Annotated in this window: 18 protein-coding genes; 17 read left to right on the top strand and 1 reads right to left on the bottom strand. The window is 33.9% G+C overall.

The window, feature by feature from the left end:
- The first annotated feature begins 4 nt into the window (after positions 1-4).
- From HMPREF2881_RS01665 to HMPREF2881_RS01585, 17 genes are all read left to right on the top strand, one after another.
- Positions 5-997, top strand: a complete 993-nt coding sequence (locus tag HMPREF2881_RS01665; RefSeq protein ID WP_070653645.1) for a phage major capsid protein — start codon at positions 5-7, stop codon at positions 995-997.
- A gap of 22 nt (positions 998-1,019) precedes the next feature.
- A complete protein-coding gene (locus HMPREF2881_RS01660) occupies positions 1,020-1,289 on the top strand; it encodes a hypothetical protein (protein WP_070653615.1) in 270 nt (89 codons plus the stop codon).
- Position 1,290: 1 nt separating this feature from the next.
- Complete coding sequence (locus tag HMPREF2881_RS01655; protein WP_070653614.1) at positions 1,291-1,620, top strand: phage head-tail connector protein; 330 nt, start codon at positions 1,291-1,293, stop codon at positions 1,618-1,620.
- Complete coding sequence (locus HMPREF2881_RS01650; protein ID WP_070653613.1) at positions 1,617-1,919, top strand: hypothetical protein; 303 nt, start codon at positions 1,617-1,619, stop codon at positions 1,917-1,919. The genes HMPREF2881_RS01655 and HMPREF2881_RS01650 overlap by 4 nt, the downstream gene beginning before the upstream one ends.
- On the top strand, positions 1,919-2,272 hold the full coding sequence (locus HMPREF2881_RS01645; protein WP_070653612.1) for an HK97-gp10 family putative phage morphogenesis protein: 354 nt from the start codon (positions 1,919-1,921) through the stop codon (positions 2,270-2,272). Before HMPREF2881_RS01650 ends, HMPREF2881_RS01645 begins: the two co-directional genes overlap by 1 nt.
- Positions 2,273-2,282: 10 nt before the next feature.
- Positions 2,283-2,672, top strand: a complete 390-nt coding sequence (locus tag HMPREF2881_RS01640) for a hypothetical protein (RefSeq protein WP_070653611.1) — start codon at positions 2,283-2,285, stop codon at positions 2,670-2,672.
- Positions 2,673-2,718: 46 nt separating this feature from the next.
- Complete coding sequence (locus tag HMPREF2881_RS01635; RefSeq protein ID WP_070653610.1) at positions 2,719-3,264, top strand: phage major tail protein, TP901-1 family; 546 nt, start codon at positions 2,719-2,721, stop codon at positions 3,262-3,264.
- Positions 3,265-3,329: 65 nt separating this feature from the next.
- Positions 3,330-3,689 (top strand): tail assembly chaperone, encoded by a 360-nt coding sequence (locus HMPREF2881_RS01630; protein WP_070653609.1) that lies wholly within the window; start codon positions 3,330-3,332, stop codon positions 3,687-3,689.
- 41 nt (positions 3,690-3,730) lie between these two features.
- Positions 3,731-4,087 carry a hypothetical protein gene (locus HMPREF2881_RS01625; protein WP_070653608.1) on the top strand — a complete coding sequence of 119 codons (357 nt, stop codon included), beginning with the start codon at positions 3,731-3,733 and terminating at the stop codon, positions 4,085-4,087.
- 4 nt (positions 4,088-4,091) lie between these two features.
- A complete protein-coding gene (locus HMPREF2881_RS01620; RefSeq protein ID WP_070653607.1) occupies positions 4,092-7,505 on the top strand; it encodes a phage tail protein in 3,414 nt (1,137 codons plus the stop codon).
- A gap of 12 nt (positions 7,506-7,517) precedes the next feature.
- A complete protein-coding gene (locus HMPREF2881_RS01615) occupies positions 7,518-8,465 on the top strand; it encodes a phage tail domain-containing protein (RefSeq protein WP_070653606.1) in 948 nt (315 codons plus the stop codon).
- 10 nt (positions 8,466-8,475) lie between these two features.
- Positions 8,476-9,810, top strand: a complete 1,335-nt coding sequence (locus tag HMPREF2881_RS01610) for a tail tube TT1 domain-containing protein (protein ID WP_070653605.1) — start codon at positions 8,476-8,478, stop codon at positions 9,808-9,810.
- Complete coding sequence (locus tag HMPREF2881_RS01605; RefSeq protein WP_070653604.1) at positions 9,803-11,677, top strand: M14 family metallopeptidase; 1,875 nt, start codon at positions 9,803-9,805, stop codon at positions 11,675-11,677. The genes HMPREF2881_RS01610 and HMPREF2881_RS01605 overlap by 8 nt, the downstream gene beginning before the upstream one ends.
- 12 nt (positions 11,678-11,689) lie before the next feature.
- Entirely contained in the window at positions 11,690-13,120 is a 1,431-nt protein-coding gene (locus HMPREF2881_RS01600) for a BppU family phage baseplate upper protein (RefSeq protein ID WP_070653603.1), read from the top strand.
- 23 nt (positions 13,121-13,143) lie between these two features.
- Positions 13,144-13,635 carry a phage holin family protein gene (locus tag HMPREF2881_RS01595; RefSeq protein ID WP_070653602.1) on the top strand — a complete coding sequence of 164 codons (492 nt, stop codon included), beginning with the start codon at positions 13,144-13,146 and terminating at the stop codon, positions 13,633-13,635.
- Positions 13,636-13,685: 50 nt separating this feature from the next.
- Entirely contained in the window at positions 13,686-15,677 is a 1,992-nt protein-coding gene (locus HMPREF2881_RS01590; RefSeq protein ID WP_070653601.1) for a glucosaminidase domain-containing protein, read from the top strand.
- Positions 15,678-15,734: 57 nt separating this feature from the next.
- Entirely contained in the window at positions 15,735-18,473 is a 2,739-nt protein-coding gene (locus HMPREF2881_RS01585; RefSeq protein ID WP_070653600.1) for a BppU family phage baseplate upper protein, read from the top strand.
- 11 nt (positions 18,474-18,484) lie between these two features.
- Here HMPREF2881_RS01585 and HMPREF2881_RS11390 read toward each other — a convergent pair whose 3' ends face one another.
- Positions 18,485-19,681 (bottom strand): O-antigen ligase family protein, encoded by a 1,197-nt coding sequence (locus tag HMPREF2881_RS11390; protein ID WP_083310068.1) that lies wholly within the window; start codon positions 19,679-19,681, stop codon positions 18,485-18,487.
- Positions 19,682-19,903: the final 222 nt, after the last annotated feature.

Genomic DNA, 19,903 nt, shown 5'->3' with positions numbered 1-19,903 from the left:
AATGATGAATGAAACTAACAAGTTAAAGTTAAATTTACAACATTTTGCTAACAACGATGTAACACCAGCAACTTTTAATCCAGATAACGTAATGATGCATGAACACAAAGAAGGGGAATTATTAAACAACTTTACTAAACCAGTTTTACGTGAAGTTATGGAAACTTCTAAAATCATGCAATTAGGTAAATATCAAGAAATGGACGGAACAGAAAAAGATTTTGTTTTTTGGGCAGATAAACCGGGCGCTTACTGGGTTGGTGAAGGTCATAAAATCGAAACATCTAAGGCTACTTGGCTTGAAGCTAAAATGAGAGCATATAAATTAGGTGTTATTTTACCAGTTACAAAAGAATTCTTGAATTACACTTACTCAGATTTCTTTGAAGCCATGAAACCTATGATTGCAGAAGCATTTGCTCGTAAGTTTGACGAAGCTGGAATTTTAAATGTTGGAGATAATCCATTCAACAAATCTATTGAACAATCAGTTCAAACTGCTGGTAATGTGATTAACGGTGAATACAATGAAGATAATTTATTAGATTTAGAGGCATTAGTCGAAAACAATGATTACGATCCAAACGCATTTATTTCTAAACGAACAAATAGAAGAGCGTTATCTAGCATTGTTGATTCAGTTTCTAATGAAAGATTGTTCGAAAAAGGAAAAGGTAGAAATGCTATTGATACTTTAGATGGTTTACCTGTTGTGAACTTAAAATCACCAGATTATAAAGAAAATGTCATTTATACAGGTGATTTTAATCAATTATTCTATGGTATTCCACAACGTATTGAATACAAAATCGATGATAGTTCTCAATTATCAACTATTAAAGACGGTAACGGTGAGCCTATTAACTTATTCGAACGTGATATGTTAGCATTACGTGCAACAATGCATGTAGCTGTTCACATTGCAGATGATAATGCGTTTGCAAAATTTGAAGGTATTCCTACTAATCCTGAAACAGTTACACCAGAAACTGTCTAATTAATCTAAGGAGGTCTGACACATGGCTTATTCATACGAAGTAGTACGACCATTTGTAGACGCAGAAGATAACAAGCCATATGAAGTTGGCGATATTTATCCTACTGACATTACAGACGAACGTATTACTCAATTACTACATGCTGATAACAGATACAATAAGCAATATATTAAATTGGTTATTGATAGTAAGAACACAAAAGCAGAATTAATTGAAATTGCACATAAACATGGTATTGAAGTATCTGAAAGTGATACAAAAGCAGACATCTTAGACACATTGGAGGGATAGTATGGCTACATTAGAGAATGTTAAGCTATTACTCTCAATTAAAGATGACTTACAAGATAAACTGCTTATTCGCATTATAGATAACACTGAAAAGCGTTTGATTAGCTTACTTCCTATCGGTATCGAAGAAGTTCCAGATAGATTGGAATACATCGTCGAAGAAGTAGCAGTCAAGCGCTTTAATCGTGTAGGCGCAGAAGGTATGACGCAGGAAAGCGTAGATGGGCGTTCTAATACGTTTCAAGCAAACGACTTTGACGAATATATGGATGTAATAGATCAATATATGCCACGAACAACAGGCAAACGTGGGACAGGTATTTTCTATTGAGATATAACAAGAGAGTTGTTTTTGCTAAAGAAATGAAAGGACAGTACAACCCTAAAACAAGCAAAACTGAAACATACGAAAAGCGCTACGATGCAATACCATGTAATATCAGTCCATTAAGTCCACAAAAAACAGTGGTGCAATACGGAGACATCAACAAAGATATCAATGTCATACGTTTAAATGGTCGTTTTGAGCCTACTGTGACACATGCTTATATCAATGATGTTAAGTATCAGATTACAAAACGAATTGACTATGAACACGATACAGTGTTCTACGTTGAGGAGGTTAAGTAATGCGTTTCGGTGGAGATTTCGACGATTTAATCAGAGATTTTGACAGAATGTACGATGATATTGATGATGATGTAGATGAAGTGTTGCAAAACAATGCGATTGAATTTAGTGCAGATACAGTTAAAAGTGCTAAAGAAGTAATGAACAAAGGTTATTGGACTGGTAACTTAGCTAGAATGGTTGAAGATGCTAAAGAAGGACATCTTAAGTACGGTATCACTTCTAAAGCAGGTTATAGTGGATTCCTTGAATACGGTACACGTTACATGGAACCAGAAACGTTTATGTTTCCAGTCTACCAAGAGTTCACGAAGAAAGTCAGAGCAGACCTCGAAAGATTAATTAACGGTTAGGAGGTATGCGATGAAACAATCAGTGAATTTACAATTGTTCAATTATCTTTATACAAGGTTTGAAGAACTTGGCGTACCTATCATTCGCACAAGCGAACTCAATCAAGAATTACCTTATCCTTTCATCGCCATTCAATCTATTAGAGATGATATACACCGTTTAACTTTTGACACTTACAGTGGTAGTCCTACTGCAATTATCCATATTTGGTGTACAGAAGATGATAAAGGTAAAAATGATGAGTTATACATTCAAGTGCAATCTATCCTACTAGATGAGATACAACTAGACGGATATACATTGACACTCCCACGAATTAGTGTGAATGAGAGTACGGAACAAGAAACTAATCAAACATTGTCACATACAACTATAAGTGTAGAGTACGCAAGTCATTAAGTTGGCTTGCGTTTTTTAATACAAAAATTTAGGAGGTATTCAACCTATGCCAACAAAACAAGGTACTGATGAATTAGTTTTAATTCGTAAATTAGGCGATAGAAAAGATGCTAACAAAGTAATGTTAGTCACTGAATTAGAACGTGAAACGGAAAAAGATAGAGATACAGAAGCTACATTTGATGGTTCAGTTAACTCTGGTGGTACATTAGAGTCTACTGTGACAATTAATTGCTACATGGATCAAAAAGACACTTTATGCGATGAAATCGAAGACGCTACGGAAGATGATACACCATATGAATTATGGGTAATCAATAAGCGTGTTCAAAATAGCGAAGGTAAGTACAAAGCTGAATATAGACAAGGTTACTGGAATAGTATCACTCGTACTAATGAAGCAGACGGTATTGCTGAATTTGAAACAGAATTTGGCGTTTATCTTAAAAAACAACGTGGATTTGCTACATTACCGCAAGCAATCGAAGAAAACAAAGCTGCTTATGGCTTCCACGATACTGTTGCATCTGATCCAGCAGACGACGGTTTGGCTGAAAGTATTCCACAACCAACAGAAGTTGAAACTGTATAAACATGAGGGGCAATATCCCCTCTTTTTTATTTGCGCAAATAAAAAATAAGTGAGGTATTTAAATTATGGAAATCAAATTTAACGGTAAAACAATCGAATTATCATTTGGATTAAAGTTTTTAAACATCATTGATAAAGAAATGGGAATGGAAGCTGAACAAGTTAACTTTGGTAAAGGTACAGAAATGTTAGTACCAGCATTAGAAAGCCACAGTGTAGTAGATGTTGCAAAAGTGATTAAAGCTGCAACAGCACAAGAAAAAGGCGCTCCTAAAACAGAAAAAGACTTAGAAGAAGTTGTTGAGAATGTTATTGAAAATACAGGTCTTGAAGAATTCTGTAATGAAGTTATCGAGGAACTGGGAAAGCGTGTTTTAACCCAAAACCTCGTTCCGAAAAAATACAAAAAGAGCAGCAAGAAGTAGAGGGAGAACTATTAACGTTTGATCGTATTGTTATTTTATGCATGAGTAAACTCAAAATCTATGACTTAGATGTTATAGAGCGAATGACACTTAGAGAGTTTAACTATCGTATGTACGCCTTAGAATATGAACAACTCGATAAAGATATGGAAATGTACAAACTCGCTTTTGCTATACGTGATGCTCAAGCGGAGCAGAAAAAACGTGGTGGCAAAAAGGGAGAAACTGAGTACAGGTTTAGAAGTGCTAACGACATCATGAATTATGAAGAAAACGTCAAACGTCTTAATAGAGGAGAGCCTCTCAAATTCGGCTCAGACTCTAAAAAAGAAGTTAATGCACCATCTGATTTGCTTAAAATGATTGCAAATCATAACAATTCTTTAAGAAAGGAGTGATAACGTGGCAGAAGCGAATTATAGTATTAAAGCACAGATTGAGGCGAATACCCGTAAGTTTAAGAGTGCTATTCAATCAGCTAAGAAAGTGGCTCAAAACTTCAAGAAAACACAAGAATCAATCAAAGATACTAAATTAGATGGCGACTCATCTGGCGTAATGAAAGCAGTTAAAGCTGCGAAAGAAAGCGTTGAAAGTTTCGATAATGTCGAAGGTAAAGCAGAATTAGATATTGATTCTAGTAAGTTGAGAGAACAAGTCAATGCTGCTAAAGGTATAGTGAACAGTTTTGACCATTTACATGCAGATGCTGAACTTTCAGCGGATATTAAACGTGCTAGAACAAATATAGAAGTGCTAGAACGTTACATTGATAATGTAGATAATAAAGACGCTGATATTGATGTTTCGGCTGATGTTTCTAAAGCGATGAAACGCCTTGATATATTGCGCACTAATCTATCTTCAATTACCAATAAAAACTACGATACAGAGATAACTGCTGATGCAACTAGAGCAAGAGAAGCAATTAAACGTGCTAAACGTGAATTGAATGATTTTGCAAGGCAACGTGCTAAAGCAACATTAGATGTAGATATAAAAAGTGCGACTTCTAGAATTCAAATGTTCAAAGCTATGCTACGTTCTATTCCTAACCGTGTTCGTACTCGGCTTGATGTTGACGGAGGCAACTCATTAGGTTTTTTTAGATCATTAGGGGCCGCGATTGACGAGTCAACTAAAACATGGGATAAATTAGCAACAAAGATTAGAACAATCGGTACAGTTTTAGGCAATATGATAAAAGGTGCTTTATTATCTAACATCTCATTACTTGTTCCAGCAATCGCTAGTCTAGTTCCAGCGCTTATGGCAGTGTTAAATGCAATAGGTGTTGTTTCTGGCGGGGCGTTAGGTTTAGCTGGAGCCTTTGGAGTAGCTGGTGCTGGCGCAGTGGCATTTGGTGCAATGGGCATTAGTGCTTTAACAATGTTAGCTGACGGTACGTTGGAAGCAACTAGAGAAACAGAACGTTATCAAGCATCATTAGATAGCTTACAAGACGCTTGGGCAGGACTTATAAAGCAAAACCAAGCACAAATCTTTAATACATTAGCAAACGCTATTGATACTGCTAAAGTTGCGTTAGCTGGACTTACACCATTCATCAATGGCGTATCTAAAGGAATGGAACAAGCAAGTGCTAAAATGCTTGATTGGGCTAAAAACTCACAAGTAGCACAGAAATTCTTTGAAATGATGGGAACAACTGGCGTAAGAATATTTAACAATATGCTAGACGCTGCTGGCTCATTCGGTAGCGGCTTAATTAGTGTGTTAACTCAAATTGCACCATTAGCTGAATGGGTATCACAAGGCTTCAAGAAAATGGGACAAGCATTTAATGAATGGGCGCAGTCAGTTGAGGGACAAAATGCGATCAAGTCATTTATTGAATATACTAAACAGAATTTGCCATTGATAGGTCAGATATTCGGTTCAACATTTAGAGGTATATTCAACTTAATGAAAGCATTTGCGCCTAATACTCATCTTGTATTGCAAGGTTTAGCAGATATGGCTAAACAATTCGAACAATGGAGCGCAACGATTGCAGAGAGTGATGGTTTCAAGAAATTTATTGAATATGTTCAAGAGAACGGACCTAAACTTATCCAATTATTAGGTAATATTATTAACATTATCATTAATGTAGCTACTGCTATGGCTCCTTTTGCAGCCGCGGTATTAGATATAGCTATTGCTATGACAGATTTTATTGAAAAACTAACTGAGGCGCACCCAGCAATCGGCATAATGCTAGGTTTAATTGCAACATTAGCTGGTATTTTCATGACTTTAGGCCCACCAATTTTAGGCGCAATTGACTTTATTGGGACATTTGTAAGTAGTATTGGCGGACTAAGCGGAGTAATTGGCATTGCGACAGGTGCTATTGATCTTTTAGGTGGCGTGCTTACAGCGTTATCTGGTCCAGTAGGCGTTGTAATTGCGATAGTCGGTGCTTTGATTGGCGTACTTGTATGGTTATGGAACACTAATGAAGGTGTAAGAGAAGCGCTCACAAATGCGTGGGATGTAATTTCTAGCACGATTGGTGGAGCTATCCAATCGGTAATTGATTGGTTTAGGCAGTTATATGACAATATCATGCAAACCATCCAACCTTTAATGCCAATTTTTCAACAATTTGGAGATATGGTTAATCAAATTTTAGGCGTAGTAGTCGTTCAAGCGATTAATTTCCTAGTAGAAGCATTTAAAGGCTTGTGGCTTGCCGTATCTGTAATTTTCACTGCAATTGGCGCAATCGTATCATCTGTAATTCAGTTAATAGTTGGTTTATTTACTGCTTTTATTCAGTTAATTACTGGTGACTTTTCTGGCGCATTACAGACTTTACAAACGACTTTTACAAACGTACTTGATACTATTTGGACTGCGGTACAGTCGATTTTCACTCAAATTTCAGAGTTTATATTCGCAAGTTTAAATTCGATACTTGGTACAAGCATTTCAAGTTGGTCACAAATATGGTCGTCTACTACTCAATTTCTTAGTCAAATCTGGTCGAGTGTGACACAGTGGTTTGGTCAAGTTGCTTCAAGTGTTGCTAATTGGATGCGTCAAGCTTGGTCACATATTACTTCTATTGGCTCACAATGGGTTAGTTCTATTGGATCAACTGTTTCTAATTTCTTTAGCCAAGTAGCTAATGGATTTATGCGAGTGGTTCAATCTGTATGGCAACATATGCAACAAGCGTATAGTAAAGTTATTTCTGGTGGAGCGCAATGGGTATCAGGAATTGTCAGTGCCATGTCTAATTTCGTTTCTAGCGTGATTAGTGGTTTTGTTAATGCTGTTTCACAAGTCCAATCTGGAATGCAACGTGCTTATAGCACAATTGTTGGCTTTGTTGGTCAATTTGCTAGTGCCGGAATGGATTTAATGCGTGGTTTAGTTCGAGGTATCATGAACGGAATGTCATGGGTAGTCAACGCAGCGAGAAACGTAGCCAAAAGCGCAGTCAACGCAGCTAAAAGCGCATTAGGAATTCATTCACCATCACGAGTGTTTAAAGGCATTGGTCAGTACGTTTCACAAGGTCTAGGTATCGGAATTGAAAAAGAAGGTCGTCACGTTGTAAGTGGTATGGGTAGTATGGCTCAATCAATTACAGACGCATTTAACAGTAATTTAGCAATTCCGGATATAACTGCCAACATGAAGAAAGTTAGCGCTAATATGAACGCTCAGGTGCAACATACACACAATATCAAAACAAATCCATCGCAACGTGTTGTACGCATTGAAATGGATGTTGATAATGAAGCATTAGCTGCTATTGTCAATGAACAAAACGCAAATCGTGATGCAATATTCACATTTTAAGGAGGTCGTTCAATGGACTTAGAGATAAAAAAACAAAACGGACAACGATATACATTGGGCGACTTCGGTTTTGTCGTCGATGATGTAATTATCGAAAGTATGGAAATTGAAGATAATTACGAAACAAAAGAAAACACGAGTGGTCGTATTCTTTTAAGTAGTCAGTATCGTAAACGTAAAATAAATGTTAAATGTCATGTAAATTCTACAAAGCTAAATGATAATGCAAGATTAAGGGACGAGTTCTACAACTTAACGAATTCTACTGAAGAAGTATGGATTAGAGAGTTAAGAAGAACAGTCCCTTTAAATTATCGTTTTATTGAGCCATTAGAAAACGATTATCAGGAAATAAGCGAATATAACAATCTTGTACTAGATCATGAAGAATTTAACGACAATTATTATGTAAATGGTAAACGTTATAAAGTTAAAAATGCTGATGTTATCGTGCCAGAAGAAAATGGTAAGAAAATTAGTTTCGACTTGGTGTTTGAAACAACTGAAATTCCATTTGCTGAAAGTATTGGCACGTCTCTTGATTTAGAAAAACGACCAGATAAAGAATTATGGTCGAATGATATGCTTATTCCCTTCGATGAACAAGACAGTTCTCGTATTTACTCATTCACAAATATATGGAACAACGTCGTTTATTATCATGGTACAGCAGACAACGACCAATTCAATATGTATAAGAAAGTAACAATCATCTTAGGAGAAGATACAGAAAACTTTTCTTTTACTATGACACATTCTGATGTTATGACAATTCGTAATATCAAAATGAAAAAAGGTGACAAGATTGAGTATGATGGTGTGCAAACATTCAAAAATGGTACGCCATTAAGTTATGAAGTATCTGGTTCACAGCCGAAATTCCGTCATGGATGGAATGAGTTTGAATTTAATCAACAAGTTAAATCGGTTAAATTTGATATGAAATTTTATTATAAGTAGGTGTTGCAAATTGCCAATATTAATAAGTCCAAAGCGTGGTCGTGGCAAGTTTGTCAACACCACTACCAATTGGACGGATAAAAATAGTTCAGAAGCAATTTTACAGTTTGAATTACTGGAAGATGCTTACAATTATGAAGTAGTAAGAGCAATAGATAAACGTTGGAGGGTTTCAAGAGTTGAAGGACCAGACGACGAAAAAGAATATTTAGCTTTTTTAATTGACCGTCAAGCGCATGGAACAAAACAGCGTGTGACGGTTTCTTGTCGTTATAAGCCAATAGACACTATTAAACGACGCAGAATCTATGCACCTATTAATGGAAGTTTTACCGCTAAGAAATTCTTAGATATAGCTTTTGGTCCTACTGATTTAGAGTATAAGTTGACCGAAAGTAAGTTACCTTCATCAGACTTTGAAAATGCTGGAGAAGGTGAAACTGTTGAAGAATTAATTAAAAAAGCGATGTCGCATTGGGATTTAGAGTTCTACATTGATTTTAATAAGAAAACTAAAAAATACACATTTGTATTCACTCCTTATAACCAAAAAGAAGTTGATTACATCATAGATGATGAAATTAATGCAAATAATATCAAAGTTGAAGAAGATACAGGAGATATGGCAACATACTGTGTCGGTTATGGCGATTATACAGATGAACAGGGTATTACTGGCGCTGGACTGATTATGAAGTTCGAACATCCGGACATGAAAGACATCGGCAAATACGAAGCAGAGCCTATCAAAGATGGTCGTATTAAAGACGAGGAGTTAATGAAAGCAAGATTACAGAAACGCATAGATGAATCAATTAAGCGTTCTATTAGCTTAGACTTTATCGTCTTAAAAAAATACTATCCAAACGCTAATCCTAGAGTTGGCGATTTAGTTAAGATACGTAATTCTGTATTAGGACTAAACGAGATAGTACGGATTGTTGAAGTTAAGACAAAACGAGATATAAATAACGAAATTGTTAAGCAAGAAGTAGTATTAGGCGAATACAGACGTTATGACAGATACATGAATCGTGTTAATGTCGCAGCTAATGCTATTGGTGGCTTAGGTGGTGGCGCATTTGTTAGAGATTACCGTTCAACAAGTGCCAAAACATCAAGTGTCTTAGCTACAACAATTGAAATGCGAAATGAAGGTAATGCTTCCGCTGATAAAGCTGGATTAATGTCTCCAGAAGATAAGAAGAAGTTAGATTCCATCGACACATCAGCAAAACTGACTGCTAAAAAAGTAGATGGTACTGTTATAGATTTAACAGATAAAGAAATATACATTGATGAAAATGGAAACCTAAAAATTAAGGAGGTCAGCGATAATGCGTAAGACGATATATACTGAAATTGATACGCTTTTTAGCGCTAGACACGTAAGACAGTTAGAACTTAACTTTATAGCGTTTCGTGACATGGTAACTTACGTGGAAGATCAATTACATCGACATAATTTTGTTGATAACGAAGCGCATCAATCACATCAAATTAAACATACATTTGCTGACGGTTCGACTAGAAGTGTAAAGGACTCTATTAACTGGCTAGATGCTAGAATGAGAGCGTTTTTAGTTCCTACTTTAGCTAACGACCAACAAGAAATCATTGACGCTAGAGCAAGTATGGACGGTAAAGTTTCTAAAACATTAGGGGCTAGATTGGGACGTGATTTTAATTCTTTAAGAAATGATTTAGATAAAGAGTTGAATATTGCAGCTGATAGTTCATATTTATGGACTCCACCATATATTAAAGGTGCTATGCGTGGCGAAAACGAAGCGCCATTACACAATGAGCCGACAGAAAACTTAAAAGTCTTTTACGATAAATTTGTTGATAACGAATATTGTCGTAAAACTTATATTGGTAAGGACCAATCAGGACAGTACAGTGTTTACTCATATACATTCGAGCCACAACATTATAGTAAAACACTATTATTAACAAGTTGTATTCATGGTAACGAATATAGCGCATTTTATGCTAATTCAAGATTTTTAGACTTAGTTGTAAACAATTGGCATACCGATCCACATTTAGCATACATTCGTAAAAATGTGCGCATTGTATGTGTTCCTATTGTTAATCCACATGGATTTGCTAACGATAATCGAGAAAATGTAAATAATGTAGATTTAAATAGGAACTTTGACTACAACTGGAAAGCTGGTAAAGGAACTAATCCAACTGGTAAAAACTTTAAAGGTAAATCACCATTTAGTGAGCAAGAGTCAAAAAATATGAAGAAGTTAGTTGAAGGACTTAATCATATTACTGCACACGTTGATTGTCACAATATTATTTCTCAAGTGTCAGATTATTGCTTATTTTATCCTCGTTTTTCAAACCAAGACCATAATCTTATGACACAGTTCATGCAAGATGTGAGTAATCATGGAGACTTAGTTACGTGGGGTTCAAGTACATTAAGTTCATTTAGTAACTGGGTAGGTATTAAGAAAAATATCACTTCTTATTTACCGGAAATCTATGAAGGTCGAGCTGGTAAACCTCGTGGGGCAGAAGAAATGTGGCGTTCAGTTAATTTCTTAGGTAATATCATCATTCGCTTAATGCAAACTAATAATAGTGGTCAAGGAAGAACATCGAACGAAGCCTTTGCAAAAACATTTGTTTATAGTGACAGATACAATAATAAAGGCGTTCCTACTTTTAGCCTCATCGCTACTAATAAATATCAACGTATGTTAATGACACAACAACGTTTTAACATTACTGCTAACGGCATTGTAGAAATGAATGGCTCTATCACTGTTGAAGTAGATAGAGATACAACGTTTGGTGTAAGTCCGATGGTAGTACAAAACTATAATCCTTGGAGTGGTAATGGGAAATCTGATAGACGTCAATTATTCAAAACTGAACATAAACTTCCGAAAGGTATTCATACAATACCTATTAATGCGATTGCTCCTGTTCAAATGTCTAGTATTACACCGAGTGATGTTCATAGAACAGCAGAAGTTATGTGTCCCGTTGAAGTTAGACGCTCTGAAGGTGTTTGTCATATTAAACAACTTATTCAAAACATTAAATTTATTCCAACTGGCTCACACAATGCATTTCAAGCATTTACATCAACTGGGTATGGTAACCAAAAAGAGAAAACATTCAAGCAAATTTATCCTAATTATGAATCAGCTTATGATATTAGAAATGACATTATTACTAAAAAATAAGGGGGGTAAGATATGGATTTAATGAATAAAGATGGTATTAATAAAAATGCAAAATTAATCGCAAGTGATGAACCGTACTTAAAACCGATTAGCGATGAACATATCGTGTTTTATAATCTTGACATCAATACAGCTATACTTACTTTCCAAGTAAAAAAGGATGAATATCCTTTGCAAATAAGTAGTTTAAATAGTGATATTGATGTTTATTTCGAATCTGAAAATGGTTCACATAAAACAGCTGGTGTTACAGAATTTGTCGATTCTTTAAATGGTATTATTCGATTTGTTGTTGATAGAGACTTTTTAGAAGCAGCAACTGATACTTGGGTTAAAGGTCAAGTAAGAATCAAAGCAGTAGGTCGACCAGATACAGTTGTTTTAAATGAATTCAGATTTTATGTTAAAGATGCATTAATTAATAAAATCGGTGCAGATGTAAAAATTCGTTATATTAGACAAATCGATCAACTTATTGATGAAGCTCAAAGTAGAATCACGAGTGCTATGTTAGGTTTGGATAAAATTGAAAATGTAAACGTTCAATTTGATTCATTCATTAGCGAACAAAAATATGAAATGGAAACTAAATACGAAGAAATGCAAAGAAACATCAGAAGGCTTTCTGAATCTACTCAAAAAGATATAAGTTTTGAACTTCAGAATATGCGTGATGAATCAAATGCTATTATCCAAAACTTCAAAGATGAAACAAATGGCGCTATTACCCAATCGGATTTAGATGAAAAGTTAAGTGGGTATGTTACATCATCTCAACTAAGTACAGAGTTAGAAAGTAAAGTAGATAAAGGCGAAAATTCAACGCAATTGCCTGATAACTTTAATGAGATAATTAGCCAAGTAGTATCAGAAAAAATAAGTCAATTAAATCAAAATAAGCCTTTATTTAATGACAACGGAGAAGTATATGAAATAAATAATCCAGACTTATCGACAATGGACTTTGTTGATACTTCTGGATATTTTTATGCAGTTGGTCCACTTCATACGCCTGACGGAAATGACACAGAGGGTATGTTGCAAATCTTAGCTTATGGTAATTACACAAAAGTCATTTACTCACCTAACGAAACAAATGCTATTTACCTTCGTTCAAAATTAGATCAACTAGGTAATAATTGGACTGATTGGCTCAATATTGGTAGCGAAGTGGAAATTGGTACTAACGATAGCTATTATGAGGAAAGTTATGAAGATATAGACACATCTATTGACGAAATTGATACAAACGCTTCTGTTGAAGAAAACAACGTAGATACTTCTATTAATGAAGATGATACAGATACTTCAATCGAAGAAAATTCTACAGATACTCCTACTGACGAAAGTGAAGTAAATAATCCAGTTAGCGAAAATGATACAGAGACTACAAACAACGAAAGTAATGTAGATTCTTCGACAGACAGCACAGAAACAACGTAAAAATGAAAGAAGGTGCTAAATAATTGGAAGATGTCAAAGTCAAAATTATACAGTCAGAAGAATTTAAAACCTTCTTTTATGCTGGTGATTTAAAGTTACTGTATGTATTGATTCTATTGATGGTATTAGACATATTAACTGGAATTGCTAAAGCAATTAAAGATAGAAGGTTATGGTCGAGAAAAGGACTGTTTGGATATGGAAGAAAAATACTTATTTTCGTCATAATCGTTGTTTCTAATGTGATTGACCTTATACTATCATTGAATGGTGGTTTAATTATGATTACCATTTTATTTTACATCGCAAACGAAGCTTTATCCGTAGTTGAAAATTGTGCAGCTATGGGAGTATTAGTACCTAAACAATTAGCTGAAAGGTTAGCAGTTATGAAAAACGAAGGAAAACAACCACCTTCAATCACTACTGAAATCAAAGAAGAAATGACAACTAAATATAACAAAGAACTTGAAGATAACGAAACATCAGAAATAAATATAAAAGTTAAAAAGTAAGTCGGCACTTATGTGTCGGCTTTTTATTATGCAAAAAAGAAGGTGGATAAATGGCAATTTTACCTTCAAGTGGTAAACCAACAGCTTCACAAGTCGTAGCTTGGGCTAAATGGATGGCTAATAATCGGCGTGGTGTGGATATAGATGGAAGATATGGGTATCAATGTTGGGACTTACCTAACTATATCTTTGAAAGATATTGGGGATTTAGAACATGGGGTAATGCGAATGCTATGGCAAGACGTGCTAACTATCCAAATACTTCGTGGAAAATATATGCAAATACTCCTTCATTTGTTCCAAAACCCGGTGACGTAGCTGTTTGGACTTATGGTTGGGCTGGACATACTGCAATTGTAGTTGGTCCTAGTGATACTAATCGTTTCCGTTGTGTTGATCAGAACTGGTACGGTGCGAATCAATATAGAGGTTCAGTCGCTGCATATGTAAATCATGATTATAGCGGTAGAGGTGGAAGTCTTTATTTCGTTAGACCACCATATAAAGCAGAACCTAAACCAAAACCAAAGCCAAAACCAAAGCCAAAACCAAAACCAAAACCTAGCACACCGCCTAAAGACACTAATACTACAACTAAACCAAGCACTCCGACAACTACGCCTACTGAAACAAAAACAGTAGTTAAAGATGTAAAAGAAATTAAATTTACTGTTGATGATATAGAAACGAACTATCCTACGTTTATTCCACATAGAATAGCAAATGGAAAAGATAGGGGTAGGTCGCCTAAGAAAGTGTTAATACGTGACGCTGGGACAATGTGTAGTGTACTTGATTTATATACAACGAGAAGAAAATATATTAGAGATGCAGAGTTACCTCATTACTACATTGATAGAAATTACATTTGGCAACCTAGATATGAACAAATAGAAGTGCCTAGTGCGCCAGATTGTTTAGTTATTGAAGTATGCGGTGATTATTCAGATAGTCAAAATGATTTTATTTTAAATGAAATACATGCAATGAATTATCTAATTGGTCGTATGAAGTTTCATAGTATTCCGATGAAGAAATCATCTTTTACGATTGAAAGTGAATATTGGCGCACTATATTAGAACATGGTGCTTGGAACACAGTAACAAAAGGTAAGCCAAGTAAAAAAGTTGAAGATAAGACAATAGAGGCGTTAATCAATCTGTATCAAAACAGAGAAAAATTACTCAATGATATTCCATCAGATAAAATAACTAAACGTAAGATTAAGGTTGAAGTACCAAAAGATGATAAAACTACTTCAAGTAGTGATAATAAATCATCCACAAGTACAAATACGTCAACATCTAAGCCAACAACATCAACTACTAAAACTACAACCACAGTCAAGAAAAAACAACCTACTGTTACAGTCGTTTATAGTAAATATACCTACAATAATGCGCTGAATATTCAAATGGCTAGAGCGCCACAAGTCAATTATGGTAGTGGTTGGTACAACGCTAGTCGAAGTGCTACATCAGCAGCTATGAATAATGCAACGATATGGAACAACAGTAAAATGCGTTATCAAATGCTTAATTTAGGTAAATATCAAGGTATTCCAGTTAGTAAGTTGAACCAAATATTAAAAGGTAAAGGGACGTTATCCGGACAGGGACAAGCCTTTGCAGACGGTTGTAAGAAGTATAATATCAACGAAATGTATTTAATTGCTCATGCATTTTTAGAAAGTGGATATGGTACTTCGAACTTTGCAAGTGGTCGATATGGAGCGTATAACTACTTTGGTATAGGTGCTTATGACTCTAATCCAAACTACGCTATGACATTAGCTAAAAGTTACGGTTGGACTACACCAGCTAAAGCTATTATCGGTGGAGCTAAATTTGTAAGACGTGGTTATATCGATAACGGTCAACAAACGCTTTATCGTATGCGCTGGAACCCTCAATCACCGGGGACACATCAATATGCAACGGATATTAACTGGTGTAAGCATCAAGCGAACACTATTTATAACTTATACTCACAAATTGGTATGAAGGGCGAATACTTCATACGAGATAGATATAAATCTTAATTTACAGGACTATGTGCTGACAGCATGTAGTCCTAATTTTATGAAAGAGGTGTCAGAATGGCAGATATTTATAAAAGTAAAGATATTGTAACTAATATAAATGAACGTGGTGTAGATTTAGGCAATATCAACGTTATTTTTTATTCAATGGATAAAAATACAACAGCATTAAGAATATTTATAAAAAAAGAAATTGACTATGAAAATAGAACTATCTATTCTCCTATTAACTTAAATCAAACCAAAATGATACCTCGATTGGTATTAGTCGCAAATGATGGTTCTATATTTTATGAAAATGTAGATATCATTGATCCAGAAAATGGCGTTGTACAATATCAATTATCAGAAAATGTCGTTAAACATACTGGAAAAATGGAAGCAAGTGTACTTTTAATCAATGAAAATAACAAAGAAAGTTCTCATGCAGCCGACTTTTATTTTTATATTGAAGAAAGTGGATTTACAGGAGCGATTGGCAAAGAAGTTGATACTGAATTATTAGAGGATATAGTCGCTAAAATTATGTCTAAAAATGCTATTGGTATTATGGACCAAGATTTTTTAGATGCACTTGAATTAAGCCTTAAAGACTATATTTTTAATAATCCTGAACAATTCAAAATGCGCTTTTCAGATTTAACTTACAAAGAGAAACAAGATTTAATTAGCGAAGTTTCTCAACAAGCTTCACAAGATTTTGCGATTAAGGACAATAGTATTATTGGAGAAAAAATAGCGAATAAAGCAATTACTCCGGAAAAAACTTCGTTTATGACAACTTCTAAAAATTTATTTGATGAAAGCAGAGTTTATCTTGGAAGAGTAACAAATACCCAAACGGGTGATGTTGAAGCTAAGACGAATTGGGTAACTACAAATTTAATCGCAGTTGAAAATGGTGTTAATTACGCTAGAAATAAAAACGCAGAAATCGTTACCTTCGACGAAAAATTAAATTACTACGGAAGTTATGGAAATAGCACTGAGGTTGTTAAATTTGCAAAAGATGTTAGATATGTTCGTTTGAATATTGAAAGTAAAAATGTAGCTGGCTTCCAATTCGAACAAGCAGATAAAAGTACGCCTTACGAACCTTATGGAGTTAGTTCGAAAAATTTAAAAATAGCAAACAGTAATCTAACTAATGACGCTATTGATACGAATAATATTATTAATAACGCTGTTACAACCGAAAAAACAAATTTTATTGTTGAATCTGATAATTTATTCAACAATCAAAATATTTTATTCAATAAAAATTTAGGCGATACAAATGTAATGACTGATAACACAAATTACATTACGAGTGATTATATTCAAGTTAAAGAAGGCGAAACGTATCGATCTAATAATAAATATTATGGTTACGTTATTTATGATACGAACAAAAAGTATATCACAGGACGTGGTCAATACTTAGATAACGTAACAATACCTAATGGCGGAACTTATATTCGTCTAACCATTATGAATAAGTGGTTACCGGGCTTCCAATTTTATAATGTTAATTCTCAAAATGTTACTTCTTATTCAATAGGACTTAAAAATCAGCCTATAATTACCGAGGAGATGAATAAAAATTTGTCCTACAATAAACAAACTTTCATGAAAGAAAATAGCTATAAAGACTATAAATTTTTAAATATTTTAAGCGACTCAGAAATCTTGGCCACAACATCAAGAGTTATAGAAAATTACAGTAGAGTATATAAAGATAATGTTGTAGCTTATGATATGGACTCAATTGGCAATAGTATTTCAGAAGTACGATTCATTCCTAAAAACAAAGTTGAATTAACGGGTATTCAAGAGTTTGTCATTACTGTATATATTGAAGATGCTTCTAAACTAAAAAATATTACATTGAATATCCCTAAAGAAGGTGGAGGTTCTTGGGAAAGAAGTGGTACTGATTTAAAAAATGGTTGGAACAGAATAAGATTATTTACCAATGAAGGTAACTTAGACAACTGGACGCAAGCTAGAATGTTCAGAATATTACTCTATATGCAAGACGGAGCGCAAACTCGTGTAACTATTTCTGATTTTAAAGCAGTACGACCAAGTAAGGCAAAACTTATTATGGTAAATGACCATGGTTATAGCAATTATAAAAGTATTGCTCATGAACGTTTTAAAAAGTTAGGTATTCCAACAACTTTTGCTATTAATCCGGGTAGATTAAATGCACCAATTCCGGGCGCTTCTCACATTTTATCGCAAGAAGAAATTAACGAATTAGCAGTAGATCCATATGCAGAATTTAGTTATCATGCGTGGGATCCAACTGTAAAAGCAAGTGCTAATATGACAACTGAAGAATTAAAACAAGAATTAGCACAATGTAAACACTATTTAAAATTAAATGGTATTTATCCTGATTTCTTTTGGCGTGCTGCATTTGTACAAAATAAAGCGCCTAATCACGACGCAATTAATGATAGAATCGAAGCTTATGCACAGTACAACGAATCAAGTCAATTCGACGCTTTCCCGTTCAAAACAACATATGGTATCAATCGTAAACAAGTGCATAACATTGATAATACTAAAATGGATGTATATTTCGATACTCTCAAAAAAACACATTGCTTAGTTGTATTTTATACACATGACATTTCTGATGATGGTGGTATTCATATGACAACTGCCGAATTAGATTATTTTGAAAGTAAGTTAAAAACAGGTATCGAAGAAGGTTGGTTAGAACCTACAACTTATGCAGAATTAAGACGTAAGTACCAATCTAATAATGGTAAAAGAATACAAGAAGAATTTTATGAAAACATATAAAAAAAGAGGGGCTAACCCTCTTTTTTACTGAAGTTAATAACTCTACTTAAACCAATAGCCATAATCAACCATTGTAAAATACCAATAGAAAGTTGGTTTTGGAAAAGTGTTATCTCAAAGTTTTGATGTATCAATATACCGATCATATAAGCTCCCGATAGCCTAACAAAAAAGTCGTTTCTGATTGAAGTTAAACGCATCCAGATTATAAATAGAATTATAATAACGCATGTAAAACCTATATAACCAATTTGAATAAGTGTGTTCAAATAAAGATTATGTGCAGATTTATCGTTACCTATTAAATCTGAAGCAACTGTAGACATACCGTGACCAAATAAAGGATATTCTTTTATCAATTCGCTTAAAACGATCCAAATATCATTTCTACCTGACATAATACTTTTTCCTGTATGTTCTAACATCCAGTTTTCAATAGAAGGATAAAAACTATATTCAGGTAAATGAGGATATATGAAAATAAAGGATAAAAATATAGATATCAAAACAAAAAAGAATAATATTCTAACTGTAGTGAACTTCGTTATAAATTTCCAAAAAATAAATACAAATATTGTTGCCGAAATACTAATGAATATGGAACGAGAATCACTGGCAAAAGTTAATAATAAAGAAATTGCTAATAAGAAATAATAAAATATCTTAATTCTAGAAAATTTAGCACCTATTATTAGAAAGAAAGAAGAATAGAACATATATGGTCCAACTAGATTAGAATTCGGATAAAAACTTGAGAACATTCTAGGAAAACCAGAAATAATATAGATAATAAAATGTAAAAATACGAAAATTAAAGTTGCTATATTCAATACTTTTAATTTTGAATAGTCTAAATTTAGAAAAGATATATAAACTAGAAAACCTACACACAAGATTAATTGCAAAATATTCATAATATCTTTGGAATCATTATCTCTAACCATAGGAATTATACAAAGCATAGTTAGAAATATTACAAATATTCCTATTAAAATTTGAGTTTTATGTAATGAACGAGTTCTTAGTAACATAGAAAAGTTACCAACATTTGCAAACACTAAAACTAAACCTAAGGCTAAAAAACCAGCTGAAGATAAGCCTGATTCCATTGAGTTTAATGAACCTACTAAGATTAAAAAATAAAGAAAAAACAAAACTAACGTAACTACTTTAATTGAATGATGAGGAGCTTGATAATCATTATTCATATTTAACCTCCAAAAAGTCTTTTTAAATTGATTATATCAAAAATATTAGTTTCTAATAATAATAATTGTAAAATATCTATATTTTTAGGGGGTGGTTTAATAACAAACTAGATTAACTAAATAATTTATAACAGTCGGCACTTTTAGTGTCGGCTTTTTATTTTGAATAAGGAGTGGAAGAAATGGAAAGTATTATTGCATTTGCAACAGTAATTTCAGTTA

The organism is Staphylococcus sp. HMSC057A08, from assembly GCF_001812925.1.
Classification (GTDB): Bacteria; Bacillota; Bacilli; order Staphylococcales; family Staphylococcaceae; genus Staphylococcus; species Staphylococcus hominis.
This window is presented reverse-complemented; position numbering and strand designations above follow the sequence as displayed.

Bases quoted from the DNA above. Each gene is read 5' to 3' on its own strand.
- HMPREF2881_RS01590 (WP_070653601.1), top strand. From the start codon at position 13,686: ATGGCAATTTTACCTTCAAGTGGTAAACCAACAGCTTCACAAGTCGTA.
- HMPREF2881_RS01660 (WP_070653615.1), top strand. From the start codon at position 1,020: ATGGCTTATTCATACGAAGTAGTACGACCATTTGTAGACGCAGAAGAT.
- HMPREF2881_RS01600 (WP_070653603.1), top strand. From the start codon at position 11,690: ATGGATTTAATGAATAAAGATGGTATTAATAAAAATGCAAAATTAATC.
- HMPREF2881_RS01645 (WP_070653612.1), top strand. From the start codon at position 1,919: ATGCGTTTCGGTGGAGATTTCGACGATTTAATCAGAGATTTTGACAGA.
- HMPREF2881_RS01615 (WP_070653606.1), top strand. From the start codon at position 7,518: ATGGACTTAGAGATAAAAAAACAAAACGGACAACGATATACATTGGGC.
- HMPREF2881_RS01635 (WP_070653610.1), top strand. From the start codon at position 2,719: ATGCCAACAAAACAAGGTACTGATGAATTAGTTTTAATTCGTAAATTA.
- HMPREF2881_RS01655 (WP_070653614.1), top strand. From the start codon at position 1,291: ATGGCTACATTAGAGAATGTTAAGCTATTACTCTCAATTAAAGATGAC.
- HMPREF2881_RS01630 (WP_070653609.1), top strand. From the start codon at position 3,330: ATGGAAATCAAATTTAACGGTAAAACAATCGAATTATCATTTGGATTA.
- HMPREF2881_RS01640 (WP_070653611.1), top strand. From the start codon at position 2,283: ATGAAACAATCAGTGAATTTACAATTGTTCAATTATCTTTATACAAGG.
- HMPREF2881_RS01585 (WP_070653600.1), top strand. From the start codon at position 15,735: ATGGCAGATATTTATAAAAGTAAAGATATTGTAACTAATATAAATGAA.
- HMPREF2881_RS01605 (WP_070653604.1), top strand. From the start codon at position 9,803: ATGCGTAAGACGATATATACTGAAATTGATACGCTTTTTAGCGCTAGA.
- HMPREF2881_RS01665 (WP_070653645.1), top strand. From the start codon at position 5: ATGAATGAAACTAACAAGTTAAAGTTAAATTTACAACATTTTGCTAAC.
- HMPREF2881_RS01625 (WP_070653608.1), top strand. From the start codon at position 3,731: ATGAGTAAACTCAAAATCTATGACTTAGATGTTATAGAGCGAATGACA.
- HMPREF2881_RS11390 (WP_083310068.1), bottom strand. From the start codon at position 19,681: ATGAATAATGATTATCAAGCTCCTCATCATTCAATTAAAGTAGTTACG.